The organism is Paenibacillus taichungensis (assembly GCF_047302525.1).
Lineage (GTDB): Bacteria > Bacillota > Bacilli > Paenibacillales > Paenibacillaceae > Paenibacillus > Paenibacillus taichungensis_B.
Map to the genome: position 1 here is coordinate 6,638,356 of NZ_CP168020.1, position 26,607 is coordinate 6,664,962.

Genomic DNA, 26,607 nt, shown 5'->3' on the forward strand with positions numbered 1-26,607 from the left:
GACTTTATTACTGCAAATGAGCAAAGTGTGAAGTTAGGAGAACTTATGTTCAAGCTTCGGCATGAATGAGTGAACGACCTGGCCTGTCTTCTTCGTCCGGTGTCGATCAGAATGGAATATGAGCGTTTGGGATTTGCAAGTGTAACCCTTCGGGGAATGCAGCATATACTGCTGCATACAGGGATGTTCGCCATGGGTGAGCATGACCTTCCGAGGAGGTGCAGTTGCCATGGTTGCTCATCTGACTATGATTCTGCTCATATACTTCCTGGCGGCAATGGCCGTTCATGCCATGCACCAGCGCCATCTTTCCCGTCCGGACCCCGAAGGCTACGAGCAGATTATGCTCATTCCTTCCAATCAGGAGCAGCGGATTGAAGGCATTGTAAGAGCGCTTTGCCGGGAATTATTTTACCGTGGAAAGAGCTTCACATTGACGGTTGTCGCTGATCGTACGGAAGCCGAAACGGTTCGTATTATTGAAAAGCTTATGCTTAGGCATGGAATGGAGTTATCCTACTTGTCTGCTGTCCCTACTGATATGGAACAGTGGAATCAGACTGGGAATCATTCTATTCGCCTTATCGATTTGCGTGATCCAAAGCAGTAGATGCTTTTTTTTGCAACAGTCGGACTCATTAATCGTGCAAGCTGCTGAGACAGACTGGCTAAAGCGTGTCATCAGTCAGAATACACTTTCAATGAAGTTATGCCGGCTTGCCAAAATAAGTGTGAATTTCATCATGTTTGAGGTTAAAGATTACAGCTTATGCTGTAGTCTTTTTTTGTCATTGTAGCCAAGCTTGCTGTTAAATTAAATATGGGTTTTTATGCAATCTATGGTTATTGTCCTTGTTGGGATCGCAGCACGAACCTTTTTGAAATCAGAACTCTTAAGTTAAAAGTATAGACGAAGCAGATTGGAAAAAGTTTCGCATGATCAAAGAAAGATTAACGATGCTAATTGAATTGGTAAAATGATCGTTACGATTGCTTTTGGAAACTAAACGACTTGTGGGACGACTCCACAATTGATATAGTGATAATACAAATGGATATAGAACAAATGAGATATGGACATGAAGCACATGCTCCGACGAATAGTCGGTTGGCATGTGCTTTTTTGCGTTTCGGGACATGGAGAATGAGGGAGGAGAGCAGATGAAGGTTGGGTTGTATGTGTGCCGAGTGAGAGAAGAGTGGAAGATGGTGCTGTCACTGGATGTCCGAGTGGATGTGGGGTGGTGGCTTGAGGGGGTGAGCGAACAGCGGGTGTTGAGATGGTTGCTGCTAGGCAGGGAGTTACCTTTAAGTCAGGCCTCGTGGATGGTAGAGAATTTTGAGGTGGAGCGAGGAATGGATCAGTGGGTAGAGGAGCATTGGCAAAAGTATATGCAGCGCAAACTCGATTTGATTGAAAAGGTATCGGGAGAGCAAGAAGCCAGGGGAGTGATTGGAGGTAACGTGGGAGTTGCTGCGGGGAAGCTCGAGATGGGTGGGATGCCAGAGTCGTATCCCGCCGGGGAGTGGGCTCAGCTTGAGCGGGGCGCAGCCCTGCTGGCTGAGTGGCTTACTGGCCGCCAATTGCTGGCGGCCGAGGCAGAGGCGCTGCTGGCGGACACGTCGCCGCAGCTTGCCTCGGTTTGGCGCGCGGCTGCGCAGCTCGCGCACCTGCGTGGGCGGCTGAGCATAGCAGCCGCCCTGGAAGGGCCTGCCACGCGGCGGCAACGCCTCGCGTGGCTTGGTCGCGCGCATAGCGCGCCCCGCTGCCGCCGGTGCGGCAGCTTTGCCGGGCAGCGCGTACCCTGCGCTGCCTGCGGCTTGGCGGCGTGCGCCTACTGCGAGGCTTGCCTCGCGCTGGGGCGCAGCCGTGCCTGTGCGCTGCTGCTGCGTAGCGCAGCGCCAGGGGCCGTGCCACGCGGTGCATCGCAGCGTGGCACGGCCGTTGCCCCCACCGAGGGCGGACTTGCCCGGTGGGGGTTAAGCCCGGCGCAGAGCGCGGCAGCTGCCGCGGCGCTGGCGTTTTTGGCCCAGCCATCCGCCGGGGATGGGCCGGGGCGGTTTTTGCTGTGGGCCGTGACCGGGGCGGGTAAAACCGAGATGATATTCCCTTTGCTCCAATACATATTGGAGCGAGGTGGACGTGCGCTTGTTGCTACGCCGCGCCGGGATGTCGTACTGGAGCTTGCCCCTCGTCTGGCGAAAGCGTTCCCCGACATCTCGCTCGCTACCCTATACGGAGGCAGCACCGAGCGCTGGAAAGACGCGCAGCTCACACTCGCGACCACACACCAACTGATGCGTTTTTACCAGGCATTCGATCTGGTCATTATCGATGAGCTCGACGCATTTCCCTACCATAATGATCCCATGCTTGCTCATGCAGCTGCGTCCTCATGCAAGCCTGATGGTCATTTTGTGTACCTGTCCGCTACGCCACCAGCTAAGCTACAGCAGGAAGCTGCGCATGGGAACCTCGTCCACGCTAAAGTTCCGGTCCGCTTCCACCGCCACCCTTTACCCGTACCGCGTTTACTGAAAATGCCTACCGTCGCCGAGTGTATTCGAAAGCGAGAGCTGCCCGCCATACTAAAAAAGAGTATTCAAACCTCCTTGCTACGGGAAGCTCAGGTATTTGTATTTGTGACACGGATCGCTCAGATCGAGGCGTTTGTAAATCTCATGCGTCGCATGTTTCCACAAATCCATATAGAAGGAACATCATCCCAAGATCCGGATCGCGCGAGCAAAGTTATTGCTTTTCGTGAACGGACCATACGTCTGCTCGTGACCACCACCATCTTGGAGCGGGGCGTCACCATTCCGCGTAGCGATGTATTTATTTTAGATGCGGATAATGGCCTCTTTGACGAAGCTTCTCTGGTACAGATGGCGGGTAGAGCAGGTCGCTCCATGGATGATCCAGCAGGAAGAGTCGTCTTTGCATCATCCCGTCGTACGCGTTCTCAGGTGAAAGCGGTGGCACAAATCCAAAAGATGAACACCATCGCAAAACGCAAAGGCTACCTTCACCCGCCAACACACCAATAGATACTAAGGGGAGGTTACAATCGGATGTCGAACTGGCTAAGCAGCATCACTGACTACGTGCACCAACTCACCAATCGCCTGCATGGATTACTCGCGCCACCCGGAGCGACTTGTCTGACCTGTGGTACACGAGCGATATTGTCTCCGATTTACCCCGGCATCTGTCCGCGTTGTGTGCAGCAAATTCCATGGATTCGTTCCATTCGCTGTCTGCGTTGTGGTCGGGGGATCGGCTGCCCAGACTGCGTACGCCCACACATGCAAAACCGTTCTTTCATATGCAACCGCAGCGCCGTCCAGTATAACGCTCTTATGAAGGAATGGATTGGGATGTACAAATTCAGAGGCCACGAGCGCTATGCGCCACTGTTAACGGCTCTTATTATTCAAGCATTTCAAGCATTGAAAGAAGAACTCAACCCTGTTTTGGCAAAAGAAACCCTGGCCCTCATGGCTCATCCCGCCACGCCTGCTCAATACCATGTGGATGTCAGATCACATCCACCCGGCTCGAGTGCGTCAACAAACGCACTCGTTCACCGACCTGACGGGCGCGTAACAGCGCCCGCGCCGGTTCACGAAGCAGCGACGCGCAGCCGCCAGTCGCTGCTCCAAAACAATAAGCCGCGATGGCGGCCAGACGCGGTGACCTATGTCCCCGTCAGCAGCGAACGCCTTGCCGAGCGCGGCTTCAACCAGGCCGAGCGGCTCGCAGTAGGACTTGCCGCTACCGTCCGCCTGCCTGTAGTTGATCTGCTGCAGCGTCGGATCAACACCACCAAACAAAGCTTCAAAACACGCGGCGAGCGTATTCAGACCATGCAAGATGCATTTGCAATGCAGCCGGATGGACTGGAGTTGATATATGGCCTCTATCAAGCCAACTCTCAATTCGCGCAAAAGGAGATGCATTCACAGCCAGCAACAAATTCATACGCCATTGGAGAAGGAGTCTCTTCACATATCAGACCAACAAAACAAGGCTGGCAGATTCCTCCCTTACGCTTGCTAGTAATCGATGATATTTACACAACCGGTAGCACCTTGGATGCTTGCGGACAGGTGATCTTGAACGCTGGATATTCCATGAACATTCCAATCGAAATTTACACGCTGACTTTGGCCAGATCTTGATATGAACAGATAGATATATAGTTAAGTATCAATATAAGGGAGTTGATTGCATGAAGGATTTAAAGTGACCAGGCCACGTTACTTAACGTGAAGACATTAAAATAAACATTCCATTTTGAGGAACAGGTTGCGCATTGACGCAGCCTTTTTCTCATATTTTTGGTATGATATTAAAAAGTAGACTTGAAAAGACGTTATAAAGTAAAGTATACGTAGTAGAAGTTTGAGAGGGGCGTTTTAGCAATGAATCTGGGTAATTGTCCTCGCTGCGGCAGATTATATGCGTTGAATTTTCGGGATGTATGTTCGAACTGTATCAAAGAAATTGAGCAGGAATACCAGACATGTGTAGACTACCTACGTGAGAATAAAGGTACCAATATACAGGAATTATCTGATGCAACGGAGATTTCGATTAAGCAAATCACCCGCTTTATTCGGGAGGGTCGGATTTCCATCGAAAACGCCCCTAACATGATGTATCCTTGTGAAGTATGTGGAACGCTGATTCGTGAAGGACATATGTGTGACTCATGTCGAAGCCGCTTGACCAAAGATTTGGCAGGAGCAGCCCGTGAAGTAGGCCAGAAGGATAACAATAATATAGGCGGGCGAGCCTACAATGCTGTCGACAAACTGCGCGATTCATAGGAGCGAGGGCTTAAATACAGTTTTTGCTATAACAAATGTTTTGGAACGTACCGATAAACTTATTAAAGATTATCGGTTTTTTTTATTATCTCAATCATTCAATAACATAAAGATAATGTAAAAAATCCTAGGGTAAAGGAAGTGTAGTTTGTATGAAAATCAATGAACCAAATAGAATTGGTGCTATCAATTCCTATCAGAGAAACGTTGAATCCAATCAGCAGGCTGATGCCAAAAAGAGCCGCCGTAAGGACGAAGTATCCATTTCTCCGGAGGCGATGAAGATGCTTGAGGAACAAGGTCGTACACAGGATGCAGGACGTATACAACGTATTCAAGAATTAAAGGAACAGGTAAATTCGGGAACTTATCAAGTAGACAGCCAGAAGCTTGCCGAGAAGCTCGCTCCATACTTTAAGAACTTCCCTAATCAATAGGAGGACACATGGCAATTGAATCGATAATTGGTGTACTTGAACAGCTGGAAGCCGCACATGTTGAGATGCTTGAGCTGGGGGAACGGAAGAAGGAAGCTGTTGTTGCCAACAAAGTTGACATCCTGATTTCTCTAATTAACCAGGAATCCAAACTGCTGAAAAGGATTGAGTTGATCGAGCAGCAAAGAATTCTGGCTGTCCACCAGTTTCTGGAGGGACGTGGTATTAAGTCCAAGTTAAATCTGACCATTAGTGAGTTGACAAGACTGGTCTTTGATGCCGCAGAGAAAAAGAGGCTTCTTCAAGCTCAAACTTCATTAACAGATGTGCTAGAAAAGGTGAAATATCTTAATGAATCCAATCAACAGCTTATTAAGCAGTCGCTCTCGTACATCGACTTTTTTATTGAGACAATGTCATTTCATGCTGAATCAGAAGCCACGTATCAGAATCCTTTAGAGAAATCTTATGGTATAGCTCGCTCTGGTCTTTTTGATACTCGTGGTTAACAATGGGGGAAAAATAATATGGCTTCAACATTTCATTCAATTGAAACGGCCAAACGCAGTCTGATCACACAAACGGCCGCTTTGAACACAACAGGACATAACGTTGCCAATGCGAATACACCAGGTTATTCACGTCAAGTCGTCAACATGACGGCAGCCGACCCGATTGATGCAGTGGCATTTTATCGTACAACGGCTCCAGGTCAGCTTGGAACGGGTGTAGAATTCAACTCGATTATGCGTATTCGTGAGTCTTTCCTGGATGGCCAATTTCGTAATGAGAATACCTCTCTTGGAGGATGGACCATTCGTAATAGTACACTTGAAAAGCTTGAAACCATCATGAATGAGCCTTCGGATACGGGTATTCGCACAGTGCTGAATAACTTCTGGAACTCTTGGTCCGATCTTAGTCAAGATCCACAGGATGTTACAAACCGCAAAATTGTGAAAGAGACAACTTTGGCGTTAACAGATGGTTTAAATCAAATCAGTCTCCAATTGGATGCACTGACTAGTGATTTGACCAATAACGTTTCGTTAAAAACCACTGAGATCAACTCATATTTGCAGTCCATAGCGGATCTGAACAACAACATCGTAAAAGTGGAGCAACTCGGAGACAATGCCAATGATTTGCGTGACCAACGTGATTATGCCGTAGACCAGCTCTCCAAGATTGCAGGCGTTCAGATAACAGAACTGGATAGTGGCTACCAGGTAACGATTGCAGGCCAAGTAGCAGTCACTGGAGCTGCGGTGGTTCCTGTCACGGCTGATATTCTAGAGAATGCCTATCAAGCGGGGACTTTAACTGGCGGCGAAGTCTACGGAATGATCCATTCCCGTGATCAATATGTAGCAGACTATCGTAATCAAATCAATCAACTGGCGAATACGCTCGCAACCGGGGATATTGAGATTACCATTCCTGCTGGATCCGTATTGCCTAGCGGCACGGTTTTCAACAATGTGACCTATTCAGATGCCAATAACAATAGAACGTTAACGTCAGATTTGAAAGTGACGGTTCAAGGGATTAATGGGCTTCATAAACTGGGTTATACGCTTAGTGGTGATACACCAACTGCGGGCGGGGATTTTTTCTCAACCAAAGACGGTTCAGGAACGATCACGGCTGGAAATATTACATTAAGTAAAGATATCCAAAATGATCCGAATAACATCGCGACTTCGATGCGTACGACCGGAACAGGTACAAGTGAGAGTGTAGTACTGGGGAATAATAGCCTGGCGCTGGCTTTAGCTGGCTTAAAAGATGCGAAATTTGATTTTGGATCAGCATTGTCCAAACCAACCACGGTAGATGACTTTTTCGGCGCAATTGTAGGACAACTTGGTGTACAGACCCAAGAAGCTAACCGTCAAGCACAAAATGCTCAACTCCTCACTGAACAGGTTGACTTGAATCGTCAATCGGTAAGCGGAGTATCGCTAGATGAAGAAATGAGTAACTTGATCAAGTTTCAGCACGCGTATAGTGCAGCTGCCCGTTTTATGACTGCTTACGATGAACTGCTGAACAAACTCATTAACAGCACCGGTGTAGTCGGTCGCTAAGACGTAGAAAGGGGGAACCAAATAATGGCTATTCGCGTAACCTCAGGAATGATGAGCACTCAGATGCTTAGCAACCTGAACCGCAACATGAACCGTATGGATAACATGTCCAACCAGATTTCCACAGGGCGCAAAATCAATAAACCATCAGATGATCCCGTTGGTGTGACTTACGCGCTCCGTTACCGTGCAGAGTTGGCGGCGAATGAGCAGTACCAATCTAATACGGATGCAGCGGTAAGCTGGCTGGATGCGACGGATTCAAATATGCAGCAAGCTAATGATGTAATGAAAAGGTTAAAAGAACTGGCAGTCCAAGGATCTAATGGAACGTTGTCTGACTCAGATCTTGAAGCCGTAAACCTTGAAGTAGAACAATTGAAGAAACACCTTGTGGATATAGGTAATACGCAGATTCGTGGAAAGTTCATCTTCAATGGTCAAACTTATGACAAAGCCCCTTATGAATTATCGGATACTGTGACAGATTATGCAGATGTAGAGACAGATACACAAGGAGTGCTGTATTCTATTAGTGAGCAGGTTACTTTTCAAATTAATACTTCAGGTTCAGAATTTTTTGGTAATAAAGGCGAGACCGATAATGTCTTTAAAATTATTGATGATCTTTCAACAGCGCTAAATAGTGGGAGTAAGACTGCAGTACAACAGCAATTACAAAATATTGAGTCGCGTTCCACCAAAATGCAAGCATGTCATTCAGAGGTGGGTGCACGAACCAACCGTATTGAATTGGTACAAAATCGGCTGCAAGATCAAGATTTGAATTTTACTACTCTTCAATCCAAGACAGAGGATGCCGATGTGGCTAGTCTTATGATTCAGGCTACTTCTGCGCAAACCATCTATGAAGCGGCTCTTAAATCATCTGCTCAGATCATGCAACCTTCACTAATGGATTTCATGAGATAATAATTGATTTTAATTATATATTAACAGTAAGCTATGGACATATATGATGCTCCATAGCTTTTTTACTAGTATAGGAGGAAGAATAAGATGAAAGAAAACAACAATTTAGATATAACTGAAGAACAGATGTTAAAGGAAACATATACTTTCCATAAAGGAATTCCGGGTTTTGAAGAACTGAAATCCTTTAATTTGCAGCGGCATGATGAAGTGTTTAGCCTCTTTAGTTCAGTTGAAGAACCAGCTGTAGCCTTTGTAACCGTAAATCCATTTGATTTTCATCCGGAATATGAGTTTGAACTTTCTCCTGATAACGTAGAGGATCTTGGTGTAACAGATCCAGATGATGTGGGAGTTCGGTGTATTGTCACTCTACATGATGAGATTCGAAATGCAACAGCAAACTTACTGGCCCCAATTGTGTTCAATAAACAACAAAGAATTGGGAAACAGATTGTACTTCAAAATACAGAGTACAAAACCAAACATGCTTTATGGAGAGATGGAGATTCTCTCAACAAGGACGGTGACATCTAATGCTTGTACTTACACGTAAAAAAGGTGAATCCATTGTCATTTCAGATGATATCGTACTGACAGTGCTATCCGTAGATGGGGAGAATGTGAAACTTGGTATAGCAGCACCAAGAAATATTGATATTTATCGTAAAGAAGTTCTCGATGCGATTGAGCAAAATAATCAAAATGCAGCGATGAATCTGGAGACATTGCAAAAAACAATGAAAGGGTTTGGACAAATATCTTAACTGTATTGATAAGTTAGTGCATTTCTAAAAACTATGATAAAAAATAGAAAAAAAGTTGAAATGGCTATAAACAAATTATGTCATGTCGTCGATATATATATTAAGGCGGTAATCTTCAGGGCGGCCGACCTGTGAAGACGCTAATACCACATGGATGTGGGCATATAACCATTTCAGGGAGGAAATAAACAATGATTATCAATCACAACTTACCAGCGGTTAACACACACCGTAATATGGGTCTGAACAACTCAGCAGCAAGCAAAAACATGGAGAAATTGTCTTCCGGTCTGCGTATCAACCGTGCGGCTGACGATGCTGCAGGTCTCTCCATCTCCGAAAAAATGCGTGGTCAAATCCGTGGTTTGGAGCAAGCTCAACGTAACGTTCAAGACGGTATCTCATTCGCACAAACAGCTGAGGGCGCAATGAACGAAGTTTCCTCAATGCTGACTCGTATGAAAGAGCTTCTGGTTCAATCCTCAAACGGAACGTACCAAACTGGCGATCTTTCCAACATTAAAATGGAATTGGGACAATTGGGTGCACAAATTGACGCAATCACTTCCAATACCAAATTTAATGGTATTAATATTACTGCAACTTCGGGTGTGAAAATCCAAGCTGACGACGATAAGTTCAAAATTACTATTGCTGGTGTCGACACTGCAGGATTTAAAGGTATGACTTCGGCGGTAACTCTTGCAAGTGCTACTACTGCAATTGAAAAAGTAGCAACTCAACGTGCTAAACTTGGTGCTGTTCAAAACCGGTTGGAGTATACTTCCAATAACTTGGGTACAACTGTTGAGAACCTGACTGCATCCGAATCCCGTATTCGTGATACAGATATGGCTAAAGAAATGGTTGCTTTGTCCAAAAACAACATTTTGCTGCAAGCATCCCAATCGATGTTGTCCCAAGCAAACTCTGCACCTCAAGGTGTTCTTTCCTTGCTTCGTTAATATCATTTTTCTCCGGGACCTGTATTTTACAGGTCCTTTTTGTTTTTTTATCAAAGAACATAAAGAAATGTTTGATTTTACCGATATATAAAGTAACAAAACCTCAAGAAGCCTTAGTAATTATCATCCTTTACAAGGGGGCACAGTATGGGCACAATTGGATCTACCGGGAGTTCCATAGATAATGGGAATAAAGAATTGTTTGCAAAAAAAGGGAATAATGTTAATCAAGAATCGGCTTCCCAAATTGCTTCTTCTCAAAACGGTGTAAATCATCATAAGACAAATGCAGTTGAAGAATTGAAGAAAGCAATAGAAGCCATTCAGGGGCCTCAAAAATCACTTGAGTTCTCCGTTCATAAAGAAACCCATTCTATTATGATTAAAGTGACGAACAGGGAAACAGGGGAATTGATCCGAGAAGTACCCCCTGAGAAATTACTTGATGTTGCAGCTAGGATGATGGAACTGGCTGGTCTGATAATTGATAAAAAAATCTGAATAAGGAGTGGTTTTCATTGGCTACAACACGCATTATGGGGATGGCTTCAGGAATGGATATAGAATCCATTGTCAAGCAACTGATGACTGCTGAAAAAAAGCCCCTTGATAAGCTGAATCAAAATAAGCAGGTTATGGAGTGGAAAAGAGAAGGTTATCGTGAAACAAGCGTGAAGCTCGTAACTTTTGCACAAAGTAAAATCTCGGATATATTTAGTAAGGCGAGCGCCTTGAATGCACAAACTACCAAAGTTACGGGGAATACGACTGCAGTTACGGCTAAGGCTACTTCTTCTGCAAGTGGGGTTATGGACATAACTGTAGGTTCGCTGGCTAAAGCTGCCAGTACAAAGTCTTTAAATGCTCCGACAAATACTGGCTCGGAAACGGATTGGGGAAAAGTTTTATTATCCGATATTTCAGGAGTCAATGGAGCTGGACAGGTGAAAATTAACGGAGCATCGATTACAATTGATACTACCGAAACTCTTAATTCTTTTGTTGATAAAATAAACTCGACAAAGGCGGCTGGAGTAACCGCTATTTATAATTCGTCAACTGGTGAAGTTTCCATCACAAGTAAAACGACAGGTGCTGCCGGGAATTCGATTGAGTTGGACGATTCTATTAATTCTACGGGTGTATTTTCATCTTTAGGACTTGGAGCGAAGTTAGCTGGCGGAACGGACTCAAGCTATATTGTTAACGGTCTTGAAATGACCAACAGTTCAAATACATTTACACTGAATGGAGTCGAACTTACATTAAATAGTGTAAGCACTCAAGCGACCCATATTGATGTCTCCAAAGACACGGACAAGATAGTAGAAACAGTCCAAAGCTTCGTCGATGCCTATAATGAATTGTTATCGTTCTTGAATACAAAAGTTAATGAAGAAAAGTATAGTAAATATCCTCCTCTTACAAGTGATCAGAAAAGTGGAATGTCAGAAAGTGAAGTAGATTTATGGACGAACAAGGCTAAAAGCGGTATGTTGAAAAGGGATAGTATTCTCGAAAATACGATTTCCGAAATGCGTGCTGCCATGGTACAAGGTGTAAAACTGGCTGATGGCACTTCTCTTAATCTAACGCAATTAGGTATTACTACTGGTGGATATGAGACAAAAGGTAAATTGATCTTAGATCAAGACAAGTTAAAGACGGCATTGAATTCTAATCCTGATATTGTAAATGACTTTTTTGCTACAAACTATTCAACTTCGTTTTCTAATACAGAATATACTCAAAGTGATGGCGTTTTCGCTAAAATGAAAAAAATATCGACTAAGGCACTTAATAGCTTAAATACCACTGCAGGTACCTCAAAAGTAAGTAGTGAACTTAGTGCGGCATTTATAAACGACAGTATTATGGGTAATCAGCTTAGAACTCTTGATACACGTATCTCTGACATGGAAAGCAGATTGACTAATAAAGAGAATAGCTACTATAAAAAATTCACAGCTATGGAAACGGCTATTAATAAGTACAATAATACATCTTCTAGTTTGTCCAGTTTTATGTGAGGAGGACAGAAAATTGATTAATTCTCCATACCAGAAATATCAACAAGCTCAGACTCAAACTGCTTCAAAACCGAAATTATTGATTATGTTATACGATGGAGCTATTCGATTTGTTCAAGCAGGTATTGAGGGGATTGAGCAAAATAACTATGAATTAGCAAATCGTAATCTATGTAAGGCTCAGGCTATAGTTCATGAACTAATCTCATCATTAGATTTTGAATATTCCATTGCCAATAACTTGGTTTCAGTATATGAATATATGTTGCAACGTTTAATAGAAGCTAATATAAATAAAATTGCTCTTCCAGCGTTAGAAGTATTGGAATACTTGAAAGAGTTAAGAGAAGCATGGGTGGAAGCGAGTAAATCTTTGGGAGCGGGATTTGCTTTATGACGGATCAAGAAAAATTACAGGTCTTCGTCAATGAATATAGTCAACTATCCCACTCTACCATCGCAAATATCTCGGAATTGAATGAAGATCAATTGTTGGATTATGTTGAGCAAAGAGAATATATTGTTAACGAGATGAAGGCCTATCGCTCGTTGATAACAGATGAAATGAAAACTAGGATTAATGAGTTGATCATTGAGGAAAGCATTATTGTTGAAAGAATGTTAAAAATTAAAGACGAAGCATCCGAGTGGCTGGAAAAGAGAGGGAATATTCGTTCTCAACAGAATGCATATCAACAACCCTATTCTGCAAACAGCGCCTTTATAGATTATCGAAAATAGGTAGAGTAAGGCGTCGGTTACAGACCGATGCTTTTTCTATTTTGCTTCATTCTTGACAAAGAGAGGCCGATAATAATAAATATAAAGAAAAGCAGATGGGTGGATGAATTATGAATCAGGCTAATCTCGACGTATTGGAGTACAGGTTCCCACATATTGCAGAAAAATTGAAGAGTTTCAATCCATCGGAACTACGACAAGAGGGAGTTCTATATGAGAGATTTGATAAAGATGAGACATGGTTGCAGGCAGTAAGGGAACTGATAGAAGAATCAAAAATCATATTTGTATATGGATTTGGGCAGGGATTAAGTATCGCAGATCTTTTAGAAGAGTTTCCAGATCGGTGGCTGTTTGTTTACGAACCAGATGAAGCATCATTCAACAATGTAATGAGTGAAAATGATATTAGTCTGTTGTTAAGTCATCCGAATCTATACTGGATTTCAGTAGGTGATGACCAACTGAGAATGTTATTTCATTTACTGTGCAGTTATATGCAAGAAAAGCTTGCCTTTATTGGGCTCCGAAAGTTTTTGGAAGATCAGTTCGAAGTGCTTCATGATGTGAAAAAGGAGTTTCTAAGTTACAAAGGTGACTACCATTCCAATAAATACGTGGAAAACCGTTTTAGAAACGAGTGGACTCAGAACTATCTTTATCATCTGCATGAGTCTCTTACAACTCATTCGATTGAAAAAATGCATGGGGCTTTTAAGGGAAACACCGCTATCATTATATCGTCAGGTCCTTCTCTAACAGAAGATATAGAATGGATTAGGAAAATCTCAAAACATGCATTGATTATTGCGGCTGGTTCCAGTGTTCAGGCTCTGGTCAAATACGGAATTGAGCCTCATCTATGTGTAATAATGGATGGCCATGAAGTAAATAATAAAATTTTCTCTAATGAAGAAACCCTCCAGTCTACATTATTATTCACTTCATCGTCTTATTATGGAATTTCTGAGCGAAAAGAGAAAAATAAAATTTATAGCATTATGGAAAATGACCAGGTTTCTCAATACTTTCTGCAAATAAACAAAAATGATCTCTTGATGAGGCCTACACCAACTGTAGCCGGAACGGCGATTCAGACTGCCATATTTTTGGGGGCGACACAAGTTGTGTTTGCCGGACAAGATTTATCTTATCCAGGACAGAAGGTGTACAGCGATGGAGTGGAGCACTTTTCCCAGGATACTAAAGTTGAAATGCTGCAGAGAGCGGTTAGACAAGTAGAGAACGTACAGGGTGGTATGAATTCGACAGACGCAAGTTTTATGTCAATGAAGGAATCAATTGAAAGTTTGATTAAGTACTTCAATCATATTGATTTCTATAACTCAACTCGTCTTGGGGCTGTCATTGAAGGTGCTCCTTTCCAACCCATAGAAGAAGTTTATGAAGGTCTTAAGGATAAAGAGGTAGAGAAAGATTTAATTGAAAACTGGATGAGCGATCATTCAGTAGCAATAAACCATGGACAATTTGCAAATGTAAGGGCGAGAATAGAATTCGTCGAAAGAGATGTAGTCCATTTAAAACCAGAAATCAGAGACATTCGTAAATTGATAAACAACATTGAAGGACTTAGTAGAACTAAGCCATTAAAATGTCATAATATGATATTTGATATAGAAGAAAAGTGGGGAAGCATAGTAAATAGAGAATGGTTTGCACCAATATTTGAATCTTTGATTCCTTTACAGCTGGCACGTTTTGATCGAATGTTGCCTTCAATCGTTGTTGAACAGAATATTATTCTCAAAGCAAGTTATATAAAGGAATATCTTGGTGGAATTTTAGAAGAGTTGGAATCTCAACTTCCACACTTGGAAGGGCTTTTGTTGGAAAGTGGGAGAAGATTGGATAGTATACACAATATAATGGATGCCTAGGTTCATAAAAACAATATAACAATCAATTTTGAACCGGAGGTTTGTATATATGTTTACCGATAAAATTGTTTTGGTTACTGGTGGCACTGGCTCTATTGGAAGCGAAATTGTTCGGAATCTATTAATCTATCGTCCAAAGGCAATTCGAATTTTTAGTCGTGATGAAAGTAAACAATTTGAATTGCAACAGGAACTCAAAGAATATAATAATATTAGATATTTAATAGGGGATATAAGAGACAAACAGAGACTTGGGTATGCTATGGAGGATGTGGATATTATTTTTCATGCAGCAGCTTTAAAACATGTTCCTGCATGCGAATACAATCCCATGGAAGCGGTAAAAACCAATGTTATTGGTGTACAAAATCTTATTGAAACAGCCATTGAACATAATGTTGAGAAGGTTATAGCCATAAGCACGGATAAAGTGGTCAATCCAACCAATACCATGGGAGCTACTAAATTGTTGTCTGAGAAGTTGATTTCTGCAGCGGGTTTTTACAAAGGTAGCAAACGGACAATATTTGCTTGTGTAAGGTTTGGTAATGTGATGGGTTCCCGTGGATCCGTCATTCCTCTGTTCAAAAATCAAATCACAGAAGGGAAACCTATAACAATAACACATTCGGACATGACTCGTTTTATGATGTCTATTCCACAGGCGGCCCAATTGGTAATTGACGCAGCAAAATACTCTCAAGGTGGCGAAGTGTTTGTCTTGAAAATGCCGATCCTTAAAATTACAGACTTGGCCAACTGTCTGATTGAATCTTATGAACAGTCTGAAGGTAGGAGTTACTTGGGCAAAGTCATTGAGACGGGTATTCGCCCTGGAGAGAAATTATATGAGGAACTTATGACACTGGAAGAATCAGAGAGGGCTCAGGAAAATGAGCAAATGTATATTATTCCTTCTTTTTTTCACACTCACGAACATTATTACACTGGGTTCAAAAAAGCCATACATCAGGAATACTCTTCAAAAACGGCCAGGCAGATGTATGTATCTGAAATTAGGGATCTTATTGAGGTGAATGGATTAGGTTTCTCCAAGGTGTTGATATGAAAGGCTCAACCAAATGTTTAGCTGTGATCCCTGCAAGGGGGGGGTCTAAAAGTTTGCTAAATAAAAATATAAGATTGCTGAATCATAAGCCGTTAATTAATTACACGATTGAAGCAGCGCTGAAAAGTCATTATATTGATGAGGTAGTTGTTTCTACAGATTGCAAAAAAATTGCCGATGTTGCTAAGTCAGCTGGTGCTAAGGTTCCTTTTATGAGGCCTTTTGAGCTTGCAACAGACCAAGCTGCAAGTATTGATGTTTTGAAGCATGTCGTCCATTTTTATGAAGAGGAGATGAAAGTTTCCTTTGAAAATATTATGTTGCTTCAGCCCACATCTCCATTGAGAAATGCTAATGATATTGATCAAGCTTATCAAATATTCATAAGTAATAAGGGAGATTCATTACAGAGCATTACTGTGGCTGATACTCATCCATACCTATTAAGAGAATTGAATTTTGGAAAGCTTGAGCCTTATATGAAGGAGCAGGCCTATAATCTTAGAAGGCAAGACTTATCAGAATTATATGTGTTGAATGGTGCAATTTATATCGTTGAAAGAGATCTGTTGATGAATCAGAACACAATGACGGGTTTGAATAATTGCGGATATCTTATGCCTCAAGAACGATCTGTTGATATAGATAACGAACTCGATTTAAAATGGGCTGAGTTTCTTATACAAAGCTCAAAATAGAATAAAACAAATCAAGATGGGGGAAGAGGCGTTCAAAATGAGCAAGTTACAATCTAGAATCAGCGAAGGAATCGTATACATTATTGCGGAAGTAGGAGTTAACCACAATGGCTCATTAGATCGAGCGCTCAAATGTGTAGAAGAGGCTGTTTTATGCGGAGCAGATGCAGTTAAATTTCAAACTTTTAATAGTAAGAAGCTAGTAACCAGGCATGCGCAAAAAGCGGAATATCAGACTGTAAACACTGGTGAATCAGGAAATCAATTGGAAATGTTACAGCAACTTGAGCTAAGTCATTCGGATTTTATAGAGATTAAACGTTATTGCGATAAGAGAGAAATTGACTTTCTGTCCACTCCTTTTGATGAGGAAAGTGCCGACTTTCTAAATTCCATCCAAGTTGATGCGTTTAAAATAGGTTCTGGAGATATGAATAACATCCCTTTTCTCCAAAAAGTTGATGAATATGAGCGTCCTATTATTCTTTCAACCGGAATGGCGGACTTGACCGAAATCAGAGAGTCATTAGAGGCTGTTACAAAAAGTAATGTTTTTTTGTTGCATTGTACTTCAGATTACCCTGCTCCTGTTGAGGACGTCAATCTTCTTGCAATAAAGGCTATGGGAGCTGAGTTCAAGAAAGTTATTGGGTATTCAGATCATACAAAGGGGCTAGAAGTCTCTGTCGCGGCTGTAGCAGTAGGTGCTCAGATTATAGAGAAACATTTCACTCTAGATCGTACTCTGCCTGGCCCGGATCATAAAGCTTCCCTCGAACCGGATGAATTTACTACTCTGGTAAAGGCTATCCGTTCCGTTGAACAAGCAATGGGGGATGGAGTTAAACGATGCATGCCTTCCGAGGTGAGCACAAAAGCAGTTGCGAGAAAGAGTCTTGTTGCGGGGCGAGCTATGCAAGCTGGTGAACAAATAAAAGATAATGATATAGCCATCAAGCGTCCTGGAATAGGAATCCCGCCCAAATTTTATTTTGAATTTCTTGGTAAAGTACTTTCAAGAGACGTGGAAGAGGACCAGATCTTGTCAAGGGAAGACTTCCAATGAAAAAAATAGCTGTTGTTACCGGGACTCGTGCTGACTATGGAATTTACTATCCAGTTTTGAAAGCAATTGAAGAAGAAATTACTCTAGACCTACATCTTCTTGTGACGGGAATGCACTTGTCTCCTCAATTCGGTAATACCGTTGAACTGATACGAAGGGATGGATTTCGAATTTCTGCGCAGGTGGATTGCCTTTTACAAGGTGCGTCGCATGGGAACATGTCTCGTTCAATTGGATTGGCTATTTTGGGCATGACGCAGGCGTTGGAATCCATGAAACCTGATACGATTGTCGTATTGGGGGATCGGGGAGAAATGCTTGCAGCAGCGGTAGTAGGTGCACATATGAATATTCCAGTTGTGCACCTACACGGTGGAGAAGTTACAGGGACTATAGATGAATCTGTCCGACATGCGATTAGTAAACTATCTCATATTCATATGGTTGCCACTGTACAAAGTGAAGAAAGGTTGCTTAAATTGGGTGAAGATCCTTGGAGAGTTCATGTAGTAGGTGCTCCGAGACTTGAGACGATGATGAATACTCTTCTTCCTGACCATAAAAAAACTTTAGAGAAATACAATATCCGTCTTCATTCTAAAGGTTATATTCTATTTGCTTATCATTCAGTTACTACAGAATCCGTAGATCTACAGATATTCACTAATATGTTAAATGTGTTAGTGAACAGCAAATTAGATATTATATGTATTATGCCGAATTCCGATGCAGGATCGGATGCACTGTTAGGCATGTATAATCAATTCTCTAATATAGACGGTATTCAATTAATTACCAATTTTGAGCCATTAGATTATCTGGTCATGCTGCAAAATGCTGAGGCCCTAGTTGGAAATTCATCCTCTGGAATTATTGAGGCTGCTTCCTTTCATGTTCCTGTTATCAATATCGGTACACGTCAAGGTCGTAGAGAACGTTCTTCCAATGTAATAGATATTATTGAGAGTCCTACAGCACTTAAAAAGGCACTGGAAGAAGCTACTTCACCTCATTTTCGGCAGATTGTTTCCTCCACTCAAAATGTCTATGCGAAGGATAATACAAGCCATTTAATTGTAGATATTCTCAAGAAAATAAAGAATAGCGATCAATTAATTCAAAAAACAATAACCTATTGATCTGGAAATCTTCATCATTAGCCTTGATAGGACAGAGGGGGCACTCTTTTGGAATACATTATCTTCGGAGCAGGTGGACATGGGAAAGTAGTACTGGATAACCTGCGATCAAATGGTGATGATATTATCGGGGTTATGGATGATCAATGGTCTGAAAAAGAATGGCGGGGTGTTCCGCTTCTTGGTGGATTGGATGAACTCGACAGGGTTGTCAGGCAGTATCCAAATTCGTTATACATTATAGCTATAGGCAAAAATTCTGTGAGGAAAAAAATAACTTCATTGTTTGAACAAAAAAAAGTTCGTTTTGGAAAGGCAGTACATGCAAGTGCAGTGATCAGTGCTGATGCTTGTATTGGAGAAGGAACCGTTATTATGGCTAACTCAGTAGTCAATGCTGATGCCACTATAGGCAGGCATGTGATTATTAATACGGGAACGACAGTTGATCACGACTGTAGTATAGAAGATTATGTTCATCTCTCACCAGGTGTACATTTGGCAGGGGAAGTTGAGGTTGGTCTCTCCACACATGTTGGAATTGCCGCATGTTTGATTCCACAGATCAAGGTTGGAAGAGATACAATAATTGGTGGCGGGTCCTGTGTAATTCATAATATCCCAGACTGTGTTTTGGCCGTTGGCTGTCCAGCTAAAGTGATCAAACAATTCAATGAGAGTAAGGGATGAAAAGAAGATGACTGAGCGTAAGCGAATTTATTTAGCTTCTCCTCATATGAGCGGTTTGGAACAACAATATATAAATGAAGCTTTTAACAGTAACTGGATTGCGCCACTTGGGCCGAACGTAGATGCTTTTGAGCAAGAATTTTCCGATTATGTGGGTAGTGCTGGTGCAGTTGCCTTAAGTTCCGGTACAGCTGCCATTCACTTGGCTTTAATATTACTTAATGTGCAGGCAGAGGACATTGTTTTTTGTTCTTCTTTGACTTTTGTCGCTAGTGCCAATCCGATCTTATACCAGAAAGCAACACCAGTATTTATTGACTCTGAGCCTGGTAGCTGGAATATGTCTTCGCTTGCTCTTGAACGTGCTATGAAGGTATATGCAGATAAAGGGAAAAAACCCAAAGCAGTTATTGTAGTGAATTTATATGGGCAAAGTGCCGACTACGATTCACTGAAAAAAATATGCGATGAGTATGAAGTACCTATTATTGAAGACGCTGCGGAATCTTTAGGTGCTACATATAAAGGGAGAATGAGCGGGACGATTGGTAAGTTTGGTATATACTCATTTAATGGTAATAAGATCATCACTACATCCGGTGGAGGAATGCTAGTTTCCGATGATGTTGAAAGCTTAACGAAGGCAAGATTTCTATCTACCCAAGCCAAAGAGAAAGTCCTACATTATCAGCACAGTCATGTGGGGTTCAACTATCGTTTAAGTAATGTACTTGCTGGAATCGGGAGAGGGCAATTGAGAGTGTTGGATGAGCGAATTGAGCAAAAACGATCTATATACTATCGTTACCAGCAGGCTTTCTCGAACACAGCATTGGGAGTCCATTTTATGCCAGAAGTACCTTATGGGAAATCGACCCGATGGCTAACAGCATTATTAATAGATTCACAATCGATGCAAACTGAAATATCGGACATTATCAATTATCTTGAATGTGAAAATATAGAAAGTAGACATGTGTGGAAACCGATGCATCTACAGCCTTTATTCAAAGAGTGTGAATACTTTGTCCATGAAGGAAACCAAGATGTTAGTCAGTTTTTGTTTAATACAGGCCTATGTGTGCCATCTGGTACAAATATGATTGAGGAAGAGCAAGAGCAAGTGATTAGGCACTTAAAAGAGATTCTTAGTTAAAAGGCCAAGGGAATTCTCAGAGCGGGCAGGTTTTAACTCTTTAGTGAGCTTTTGATTAAAGAGGAGCTGCTGCTTCTACATAGTTTCGGAATAACTATAGATTTTTAGGTCTATCATTTTTAATGAAGGTAGGTAATTTGTATGTCAAAAGAGTATGATCTGACCATTCAAGGTCATCCTAATATTTATAATAATAATTCTCCACGGAGTTTAAAAATTTTTTTTTCAGAACCCAATTCAGGTGTGAATGAAGAAACTGGAATTGTCTTATTGATACCTGGATTTGGGGGGCATTCAAACTCCAAAGTTTATAAAAAAATGAGATCCGTTTTCGCAGATAAATATAATTTAGTCTCTATTCAATGTGACTACTTCGGGCTGGAATTCATGCAGAATAACCCTTTACCAGAAAGTCGCTCCAATTTTAATGATATGGGGATCATGCAGGCTTTGGACAACATAACAGTAATAGGGATAGTTGAACAGATTTTAAAGGATAATAGTTTAAATTTTAATGCCGGTAAGGTCATAGCTTATGGTCACTCTCATGGCGCATATTTAGCTTATTTAATGAATGTGTTATCTCCTGACTTACTTACCCTTGTTATCGATAATTCTGCGTGGTTATATCCTAAGTATGTTGATATGAGCAGAGAGCTTTTTCGTAATAATGGTGAAATATACGAATTTAATTATATAGCTAAAAACGTTGTGAAAGACAAACAATTATTAGATCTTAATTACTTATATATGTATTATAATAATAATTGTAAAATCCATGCATTTCATGGCTCGGAAGATTCATTAATTACGTTATATGATAAGAAAAGTTTTTGTGAGAAAAATCATAATTGCTTCTTACATGAAGTCAACGAGAATAATATAGACTTACAAGTTTTCAAATCATTAGGTCATGGTTTAAACGCAGACTTTCTAGGGTTATTCGATCTTTGTATGAAAAATAAAGAATTGAAGTTCCAAAGCAAAGAGAATATCGGTTTTAAAGAGGTTGGAATTGCAACAAACGCAAATCTCTATTCCGTGACGTACTCATCTAATATTCCTATATTAAGTGTAAAAAGTATAAAAAATTGAAAAAAACCATCTTTTATACATATTAGGCATGATAATTTGCTCTGCATATTAAAACATTATTTTACAAGAAAACATTTACTTTACCAATTGACAATGGATAACTTTGGATGGTATAGTCTGAATTGTGGGCAAGGGTCTTTGACACAACCTCACTTCATTTGATGACGAAGGGAATGTTAGTGCATGCAAGGTAAAGTAAAATGGTTCAACGCAGAAAAAGGTTACGGTTTCATTGAAACTGAAGACGGCGGCGACGTATTTGTACATTTCTCCGCAATTCAATCTGAAGGATTCAAAACTTTGGAAGAAGGTCAATCCGTAGAATTCGACATCGTCGAAGGCGCGCGTGGACCGCAAGCAGCTAACGTAATCAAATTATAATCATCCGGACAATCCGACCTACATATATGGTTAGATGGTTACCAATTGAATTAACGCTAGCATCAGACTCCGGTTTTTCCGGGGTCTTTTTTTGTTCTAATAGATTCGAGATTTGTGGATCAGTTAAGCATAATATTGGTATGGATTTGGTAGATTCAAGACATAGAATGTATTCATTTTACATAATAGATTGAAGAAGCTCGGAAACGGTTAATTACATCATCAAGCGCCTAATAAGACAATTCATGTTAATTAACGATTATGCCTCAAAATGGTGAAATATCGCGAAATATGGCGGTAAGCCTATGTTGGGTGATGTGGCTTGAACAGATGTCATTATTCGGTCACCGGGAGTTTTTACATGGCGCTTACATTCGTGTTATAATGAAGTGGCAAAGGAAAAGGAGGAGTGCCCTATGAATTTAAGTATTCGAGGTCAACAAATCGAGGTTACCGATGCTTTGAAGGATTATGTCGACAAAAAGTTGAGTAGACTCGAGAAGTATTTCGATGCACCCCTTAACTCTGACGGTGCTGTTACCCTGAGCACGACGAGAGGCTTGCATACAGTAGAGGTGACGATCCCTTTGAAAGGCATTGTGCTCCGCGCCGAGGATGAGAGTGACGATATGTACGCTTCCATTGACTCCGTGGTGGACAAGCTGGAACGTCAGATCCGTAAACACAAAACTAAAATTAACCGTAAGTTCCGCCAGGAAGGCAGCCTGAAAACTCTCTTCGTCGAAGATCCGACAGGTACAGTGGCTACCGCTGAACTGGATGCGGAGACCGAAGATGATGACCTGGAAGTGGTGCGGACGAAACGGTTTATGTTGAAACCAATGGACGTGGAAGAGGCTATCCTCCAAATGAACATGGTCGGCCACAATTTCTTCGTATTCTCCAACATTGAGAACGAAGAAGTCAGCGTTGTGTACAAACGGAATGATGGTAAATACGGTTTGATTGAACAAGGTTAATGGATTGACTGAAAACCTAACCTAGTTTAATGACCGAACCAACGTATTCAACTGAAAATGATTCCTTAATAATAACGAATGAAGACAGGGGTACTTTTGATTCCTGTATTGGATTAAACTAACAAGAGCCTCCATCCTTTATGGGATGGGGCTCTTTTGTGCGCACTGGGGCTGGAAAAAAGTCGCTGAAGCAAGTTTGTGAAACTATTTCCCATGCTACTGCGTCTAATAGATAGTAGGAATGAAACAAATCCGTGCAAGTGAATGCAAAATTTTCAATACTCACGGAGAAATCATTGAAGAGTTTTCTTTTTCTCTATATTGAGATTTTCATCCAAATTTACCACCAAAATCCGTTAACATGGCTTATCTTACTGGAAAATGAAACGATAGAATCCAGGGCTTCCGCTAACGACTATGATTTTTTGCACTTAAACTCCATCTGAGAGGCTTCAGAAGTTCAAAGAAGTGTGCCGTGGCGTGTTGCGGCGACCCTTACAAACTGTTACAATTTAGGCAAGAGAATCATTGTCCTGATGAGGAATTGTCAACGAATGATCGCTAATCATAATCAATGACAGGCACAGCACCATGAACATGATTCATAAGGATCGGTATTCGGCTTATTTCTAATAACCGGATCCGGTTGAATACCGAATCAGCTTCATGAGGGAACCTTGGCAAGCCTGGAGTTGATTCATTTATATTATTTTTTATATCGTTTGTCACCCCCGGGCAAGTGGATACATATCCATCCGATGGTGTCGCGTGGCGGCAGCAGGGGGTCTATTCTGTTTTGCACGAAAGGGGTATACCATGCTAGGACTTGTCAAAAAGATCTTCGGCGACATGAACGAACGTGATGTTAAACGTCTGATGAAGACAGTCGATGTGATCAATAAACTGGAACCACAATTTCAGGCTCTGTCTGATGAACAACTGAAATCCAAAACGGATGAATTCCGTGCCCGCATTGAAAAGGGAGAAACAACAGATGAACTTCTTCCTGAAGCATTTGCAACCGTACGTGAGGCATCTCGCCGTGTACTGGGCAAACGTCACTATGACGTACAGATGCTCGGAGGCATTGCTCTTCATGAAGGCCGGATTTCAGAGATGAAGACGGGTGAAGGTAAGACACTGGTGGGAACACTCCCGGTATACCTGAATGCATTGACGTCCAAAGGTGTACACGTGGTAACAGTCAATGATTATTTGGCTCAACGGGATAGCCAGGAAATGGGACAAATTTATGAATTCATGGGCATGACGGTAGGGGTTAACCTGAGCGGTATGGACCATGCTTTGAAACAACATGCTTATGCATGTGATATTACGTACGGAACCAATAACGAATTTGGCTTTGACTATCTGCGTGACAACATGGTGTTGTACAAAGAGCAGATGGTTCAACGTCCATTGTTCTTCTGTATCATTGATGAAGTGGACTCCATTCTGGTCGATGAGGCACGTACACCTCTGATCATTTCCGGACAAGCTCAGAAATCGACAGATATGTATTATGCAGCTGACCGTTTCGTGAAACGTCTGGTTCCAGAAGAAGACTTTACGGTGGACATCAAGGTGAAATCCGTAGCTTTGACTGAAGCTGGTGTGGCGAAGGCGGAGAAAGCATTTGGTATCGAAAACTTGTATGATCATGCCAATGTTACGCTCAACCATCACATCGTACAGGGATTGAAAGCCAACGTAATCATGCGTCGTGACGTCGACTATGTGGTGAGTGATGAAGAAGTACTGATCGTCGATGAGTTCACAGGTCGTTTGATGGCAGGACGTCGTTATAGCGATGGATTGCACCAAGCGATCGAAGCCAAAGAAGGCATTGAAGTACAGAACGAGAGCATGACTCTTGCTACAATTACATTCCAGAACTATTTCCGGATGTACCGCAAGCTCGCGGGAATGACGGGTACAGCGAAGACCGAGGAAGAAGAGTTCAAAAAAATCTATGGTCTCGAAGTATTGCAGATTCCAACCAACCGTCCAAACAAACGCGATGATATGGCTGATGTGGTGTACAAGAGCATCGATGGCAAGTTCAACGCGGTTGTGGAAGAAATCGTGGCACGTCACAGCAAGAACCAACCGGTTCTGGTTGGTACGGTCTCCATCGAAAACTCCGAGCGTATTTCTGATATGCTGAAACGCCGTGGTGTCCGTCACCAGGTATTGAATGCCAAATATCACGCTGAGGAAGCTGAGATCATCACAGGAGCCGGACAAGCGGGTGCAGTAACCATTGCAACCAACATGGCTGGACGGGGTACGGATATTATCCTGGGCGAAGGTGTAGCTGAAGTGGGCGGCCTTCATATCATCGGTACAGAGCGTCACGAATCTCGCCGGATTGATAACCAGTTGCGTGGACGTGCAGGACGTCAGGGTGACCCGGGTTCTACACAGTTCTACCTGTCACTGGGTGATGAGCTGATGAGACGTTTCGGTGCAGACAATGTACTGAACATGATGGAACGTCTTGGCTTTGAAGAAGACCAACCGATTGAGAGCCGGATGATTACCCGTGCGGTAGAGTCGGCACAAAAACGGGTTGAAGGTAATAACTTTGACGTACGTAAAGTCGTTCTTCAATATGATGATGTTATGAACCAACAACGTGAAATTATATATAAACAGCGCCGTGAGGTGCTCGAGTCTGAAAATATCAAACAGATCGTTATGGATATGATCAAACCTTCCATTGAACGCATTGTGGAAGCTCATTGCAGTGACGATATTCCGGAAAACTGGGAACTACAGGAAGTTGCCGACTACATGAACAGCAAATTGCTGGATGACGGCTCGGTAACGAAGGATGACCTGTGGGGCAAAGAAGCAGAAGAGATTATCGACTACCTGTTTGAGAAAGTTCAGAACAAGTACAATGCACGTGAAGAGCGAATCGGTGAAGAGATGGTTCGTGAATTCGAGAAAGTGGTTGTACTCCGTGCAGTAGACAGCAAATGGATGGATCATATTGATGCGATGGATCAATTGCGTCAAGGTATCCACCTTCGTGCCTACGGCGGTACAGATCCGTTGCGTGAGTACCAGTTCGAAGGCTTCGAAATGTTCCATCAGATGATTGCTTCGATTCAGGAAGAAGTGGCAACCTATGTGATGAGAGCACAAATCGAGAGCAACCAGGAGCGTCAGGCGGTTGTTGACGAAAGTCAGATCTCGACAAGCGGCGAACCTACTGAGAAACGTCCGGTAAAAGTTTCTGACCAAATCGGACGTAACGATGCTTGTCCATGTGGTAGCGGCAAAAAGTTTAAACACTGCCACGGTCAAGAGTAGTCAAAGGATTCTTATATATAAGTTGAACTATACATTTACACGAGAACGTAGAGGACAGAAATAAGCTGGAGAAGCGGAGCGTTCGCCTTTATCCCCGGATTTTCACCTTTGCAAAAGGAAATCAAAAAATCTGGGGATAACAGCGATCGGAAGGTTGTTCTGTCATCGGAGTAGTAAGTGTAAATATTCTTTAGCTCAACTTAAATAGAATGACATGAACGGCTCCTTGCAGCCGGGTATTCTAAATGATCAAGTGTAGGATGCATAACCTGTAATTGGTGCATAGTTATAACTATGTGACCATGATCATGG

General features: G+C 42.2%; 26 protein-coding genes. All 26 read left to right on the plus strand.

Going from position 1 to position 26,607, the window contains the following annotated elements:
• The first annotated feature begins 229 nt into the window (after positions 1-229).
• The 26 genes from ACDJ58_RS30015 to secA all read left to right on the plus strand — a co-directional run bounded on the left by ACDJ58_RS30015 (position 230) and on the right by secA (position 26,295).
• Positions 230-610 carry a hypothetical protein gene (locus tag ACDJ58_RS30015; RefSeq protein ID WP_413374342.1) on the plus strand — a complete coding sequence of 127 codons (381 nt, stop codon included), beginning with the start codon at positions 230-232 and terminating at the stop codon, positions 608-610.
• 551 nt (positions 611-1,161) lie between these two features.
• A complete protein-coding gene (locus ACDJ58_RS30020; RefSeq protein ID WP_413374343.1) occupies positions 1,162-3,051 on the plus strand; it encodes a helicase-related protein in 1,890 nt (629 codons plus the stop codon).
• A 330-nt stretch (positions 3,052-3,381) separates the two neighbouring features.
• The gene (locus tag ACDJ58_RS30025) at positions 3,382-4,185 is read left to right on the plus strand and encodes a ComF family protein (RefSeq protein WP_413374344.1); all 804 of its coding nucleotides are present in this window, start codon (positions 3,382-3,384) and stop codon (positions 4,183-4,185) included.
• 243 nt (positions 4,186-4,428) lie between these two features.
• Positions 4,429-4,836 carry a TIGR03826 family flagellar region protein gene (locus ACDJ58_RS30030; protein WP_064641917.1) on the plus strand — a complete coding sequence of 136 codons (408 nt, stop codon included), beginning with the start codon at positions 4,429-4,431 and terminating at the stop codon, positions 4,834-4,836.
• Positions 4,837-4,988: 152 nt separating this feature from the next.
• On the plus strand, positions 4,989-5,273 hold the full coding sequence (flgM, locus tag ACDJ58_RS30035) for a flagellar biosynthesis anti-sigma factor FlgM (RefSeq protein ID WP_062329757.1): 285 nt from the start codon (positions 4,989-4,991) through the stop codon (positions 5,271-5,273).
• Between the two features lie 8 nt (positions 5,274-5,281).
• Complete coding sequence (locus ACDJ58_RS30040; RefSeq protein WP_413374345.1) at positions 5,282-5,782, plus strand: flagellar protein FlgN; 501 nt, start codon at positions 5,282-5,284, stop codon at positions 5,780-5,782.
• An 18-nt stretch (positions 5,783-5,800) separates the two neighbouring features.
• Complete coding sequence (gene flgK, locus ACDJ58_RS30045) at positions 5,801-7,363, plus strand: flagellar hook-associated protein FlgK (protein WP_413374346.1); 1,563 nt, start codon at positions 5,801-5,803, stop codon at positions 7,361-7,363.
• A gap of 24 nt (positions 7,364-7,387) precedes the next feature.
• A complete protein-coding gene (gene flgL, locus ACDJ58_RS30050) occupies positions 7,388-8,296 on the plus strand; it encodes a flagellar hook-associated protein FlgL (RefSeq protein ID WP_413374347.1) in 909 nt (302 codons plus the stop codon).
• A gap of 87 nt (positions 8,297-8,383) precedes the next feature.
• Positions 8,384-8,833: a flagellar assembly protein FliW gene (gene fliW, locus ACDJ58_RS30055; RefSeq protein WP_413374348.1), complete on the plus strand. Its 450-nt coding sequence runs from the start codon at positions 8,384-8,386 to the stop codon at positions 8,831-8,833.
• Entirely contained in the window at positions 8,833-9,063 is a 231-nt protein-coding gene (csrA, locus tag ACDJ58_RS30060; RefSeq protein WP_413374349.1) for a carbon storage regulator CsrA, read from the plus strand. The genes fliW and csrA overlap by 1 nt, the downstream gene beginning before the upstream one ends.
• 191 nt (positions 9,064-9,254) lie before the next feature.
• Complete coding sequence (locus ACDJ58_RS30065; protein WP_413374350.1) at positions 9,255-10,028, plus strand: flagellin; 774 nt, start codon at positions 9,255-9,257, stop codon at positions 10,026-10,028.
• A gap of 147 nt (positions 10,029-10,175) precedes the next feature.
• Complete coding sequence (locus ACDJ58_RS30070) at positions 10,176-10,529, plus strand: flagellar protein FlaG (RefSeq protein ID WP_413374351.1); 354 nt, start codon at positions 10,176-10,178, stop codon at positions 10,527-10,529.
• Between the two features lie 17 nt (positions 10,530-10,546).
• The gene (fliD, locus tag ACDJ58_RS30075) at positions 10,547-12,058 is read left to right on the plus strand and encodes a flagellar filament capping protein FliD (RefSeq protein ID WP_413374352.1); all 1,512 of its coding nucleotides are present in this window, start codon (positions 10,547-10,549) and stop codon (positions 12,056-12,058) included.
• 13 nt (positions 12,059-12,071) lie between these two features.
• Positions 12,072-12,455, plus strand: a complete 384-nt coding sequence (gene fliS, locus ACDJ58_RS30080; protein ID WP_413374353.1) for a flagellar export chaperone FliS — start codon at positions 12,072-12,074, stop codon at positions 12,453-12,455.
• Positions 12,452-12,799: a hypothetical protein gene (locus ACDJ58_RS30085; protein ID WP_413374354.1), complete on the plus strand. Its 348-nt coding sequence runs from the start codon at positions 12,452-12,454 to the stop codon at positions 12,797-12,799. The genes fliS and ACDJ58_RS30085 overlap by 4 nt, the downstream gene beginning before the upstream one ends.
• Before the next feature lie 110 nt (positions 12,800-12,909).
• Complete coding sequence (locus ACDJ58_RS30090; RefSeq protein WP_413374355.1) at positions 12,910-14,700, plus strand: motility associated factor glycosyltransferase family protein; 1,791 nt, start codon at positions 12,910-12,912, stop codon at positions 14,698-14,700.
• Between the two features lie 49 nt (positions 14,701-14,749).
• Complete coding sequence (locus ACDJ58_RS30095) at positions 14,750-15,769, plus strand: UDP-N-acetylglucosamine 4,6-dehydratase family protein (RefSeq protein WP_413374356.1); 1,020 nt, start codon at positions 14,750-14,752, stop codon at positions 15,767-15,769.
• Positions 15,766-16,467 carry a cytidylyltransferase domain-containing protein gene (locus tag ACDJ58_RS30100; protein ID WP_413374357.1) on the plus strand — a complete coding sequence of 234 codons (702 nt, stop codon included), beginning with the start codon at positions 15,766-15,768 and terminating at the stop codon, positions 16,465-16,467. The genes ACDJ58_RS30095 and ACDJ58_RS30100 overlap by 4 nt, the downstream gene beginning before the upstream one ends.
• Positions 16,468-16,504: 37 nt before the next feature.
• Positions 16,505-17,533 (plus strand): N-acetylneuraminate synthase, encoded by a 1,029-nt coding sequence (gene neuB / locus ACDJ58_RS30105; RefSeq protein WP_413374358.1) that lies wholly within the window; start codon positions 16,505-16,507, stop codon positions 17,531-17,533.
• Positions 17,530-18,672, plus strand: coding sequence for a UDP-N-acetylglucosamine 2-epimerase (gene neuC / locus ACDJ58_RS30110; RefSeq protein WP_413374359.1), 1,143 nt, complete (start codon positions 17,530-17,532; stop codon positions 18,670-18,672). The genes neuB and neuC overlap by 4 nt, the downstream gene beginning before the upstream one ends.
• Positions 18,673-18,720: 48 nt before the next feature.
• Positions 18,721-19,362: an acetyltransferase gene (locus ACDJ58_RS30115; protein WP_413374360.1), complete on the plus strand. Its 642-nt coding sequence runs from the start codon at positions 18,721-18,723 to the stop codon at positions 19,360-19,362.
• A 7-nt stretch (positions 19,363-19,369) separates the two neighbouring features.
• The gene (locus ACDJ58_RS30120) at positions 19,370-20,518 is read left to right on the plus strand and encodes a DegT/DnrJ/EryC1/StrS family aminotransferase (RefSeq protein WP_413374361.1); all 1,149 of its coding nucleotides are present in this window, start codon (positions 19,370-19,372) and stop codon (positions 20,516-20,518) included.
• A 141-nt stretch (positions 20,519-20,659) separates the two neighbouring features.
• Positions 20,660-21,613, plus strand: coding sequence for a DUF2920 family protein (locus tag ACDJ58_RS30125; RefSeq protein WP_413374362.1), 954 nt, complete (start codon positions 20,660-20,662; stop codon positions 21,611-21,613).
• Between the two features lie 183 nt (positions 21,614-21,796).
• A complete protein-coding gene (locus ACDJ58_RS30130; RefSeq protein ID WP_024631599.1) occupies positions 21,797-21,994 on the plus strand; it encodes a cold shock domain-containing protein in 198 nt (65 codons plus the stop codon).
• A gap of 416 nt (positions 21,995-22,410) precedes the next feature.
• The gene (gene hpf, locus ACDJ58_RS30135) at positions 22,411-22,974 is read left to right on the plus strand and encodes a ribosome hibernation-promoting factor, HPF/YfiA family (protein WP_053779540.1); all 564 of its coding nucleotides are present in this window, start codon (positions 22,411-22,413) and stop codon (positions 22,972-22,974) included.
• 816 nt (positions 22,975-23,790) lie between these two features.
• Entirely contained in the window at positions 23,791-26,295 is a 2,505-nt protein-coding gene (secA, locus tag ACDJ58_RS30140) for a preprotein translocase subunit SecA (protein ID WP_413374363.1), read from the plus strand.
• Positions 26,296-26,607: the final 312 nt, after the last annotated feature.

Coding starts and splice junctions, on each gene's coding strand:
- ACDJ58_RS30100 (WP_413374357.1), top strand. CDS start 15,766: ATGAAAGGCTCAACCAAATGTTTAGCTGTGATCCCTGCAAGGGGGGGG.
- ACDJ58_RS30090 (WP_413374355.1), top strand. CDS start 12,910: ATGAATCAGGCTAATCTCGACGTATTGGAGTACAGGTTCCCACATATT.
- ACDJ58_RS30020 (WP_413374343.1), top strand. CDS start 1,162: ATGAAGGTTGGGTTGTATGTGTGCCGAGTGAGAGAAGAGTGGAAGATG.
- ACDJ58_RS30120 (WP_413374361.1), top strand. CDS start 19,370: ATGACTGAGCGTAAGCGAATTTATTTAGCTTCTCCTCATATGAGCGGT.
- flgM (WP_062329757.1), top strand. CDS start 4,989: ATGAAAATCAATGAACCAAATAGAATTGGTGCTATCAATTCCTATCAG.
- ACDJ58_RS30085 (WP_413374354.1), top strand. CDS start 12,452: ATGACGGATCAAGAAAAATTACAGGTCTTCGTCAATGAATATAGTCAA.
- neuC (WP_413374359.1), top strand. CDS start 17,530: ATGAAAAAAATAGCTGTTGTTACCGGGACTCGTGCTGACTATGGAATT.
- ACDJ58_RS30070 (WP_413374351.1), top strand. CDS start 10,176: ATGGGCACAATTGGATCTACCGGGAGTTCCATAGATAATGGGAATAAA.
- csrA (WP_413374349.1), top strand. CDS start 8,833: ATGCTTGTACTTACACGTAAAAAAGGTGAATCCATTGTCATTTCAGAT.
- ACDJ58_RS30065 (WP_413374350.1), top strand. CDS start 9,255: ATGATTATCAATCACAACTTACCAGCGGTTAACACACACCGTAATATG.
- ACDJ58_RS30125 (WP_413374362.1), top strand. CDS start 20,660: ATGTCAAAAGAGTATGATCTGACCATTCAAGGTCATCCTAATATTTAT.
- ACDJ58_RS30040 (WP_413374345.1), top strand. CDS start 5,282: ATGGCAATTGAATCGATAATTGGTGTACTTGAACAGCTGGAAGCCGCA.
- ACDJ58_RS30095 (WP_413374356.1), top strand. CDS start 14,750: ATGTTTACCGATAAAATTGTTTTGGTTACTGGTGGCACTGGCTCTATT.
- ACDJ58_RS30130 (WP_024631599.1), top strand. CDS start 21,797: ATGCAAGGTAAAGTAAAATGGTTCAACGCAGAAAAAGGTTACGGTTTC.
- secA (WP_413374363.1), top strand. CDS start 23,791: ATGCTAGGACTTGTCAAAAAGATCTTCGGCGACATGAACGAACGTGAT.
- neuB (WP_413374358.1), top strand. CDS start 16,505: ATGAGCAAGTTACAATCTAGAATCAGCGAAGGAATCGTATACATTATT.
- ACDJ58_RS30025 (WP_413374344.1), top strand. CDS start 3,382: ATGTACAAATTCAGAGGCCACGAGCGCTATGCGCCACTGTTAACGGCT.
- hpf (WP_053779540.1), top strand. CDS start 22,411: ATGAATTTAAGTATTCGAGGTCAACAAATCGAGGTTACCGATGCTTTG.
- fliW (WP_413374348.1), top strand. CDS start 8,384: ATGAAAGAAAACAACAATTTAGATATAACTGAAGAACAGATGTTAAAG.
- ACDJ58_RS30015 (WP_413374342.1), top strand. CDS start 230: ATGGTTGCTCATCTGACTATGATTCTGCTCATATACTTCCTGGCGGCA.
- ACDJ58_RS30030 (WP_064641917.1), top strand. CDS start 4,429: ATGAATCTGGGTAATTGTCCTCGCTGCGGCAGATTATATGCGTTGAAT.
- flgK (WP_413374346.1), top strand. CDS start 5,801: ATGGCTTCAACATTTCATTCAATTGAAACGGCCAAACGCAGTCTGATC.
- flgL (WP_413374347.1), top strand. CDS start 7,388: ATGGCTATTCGCGTAACCTCAGGAATGATGAGCACTCAGATGCTTAGC.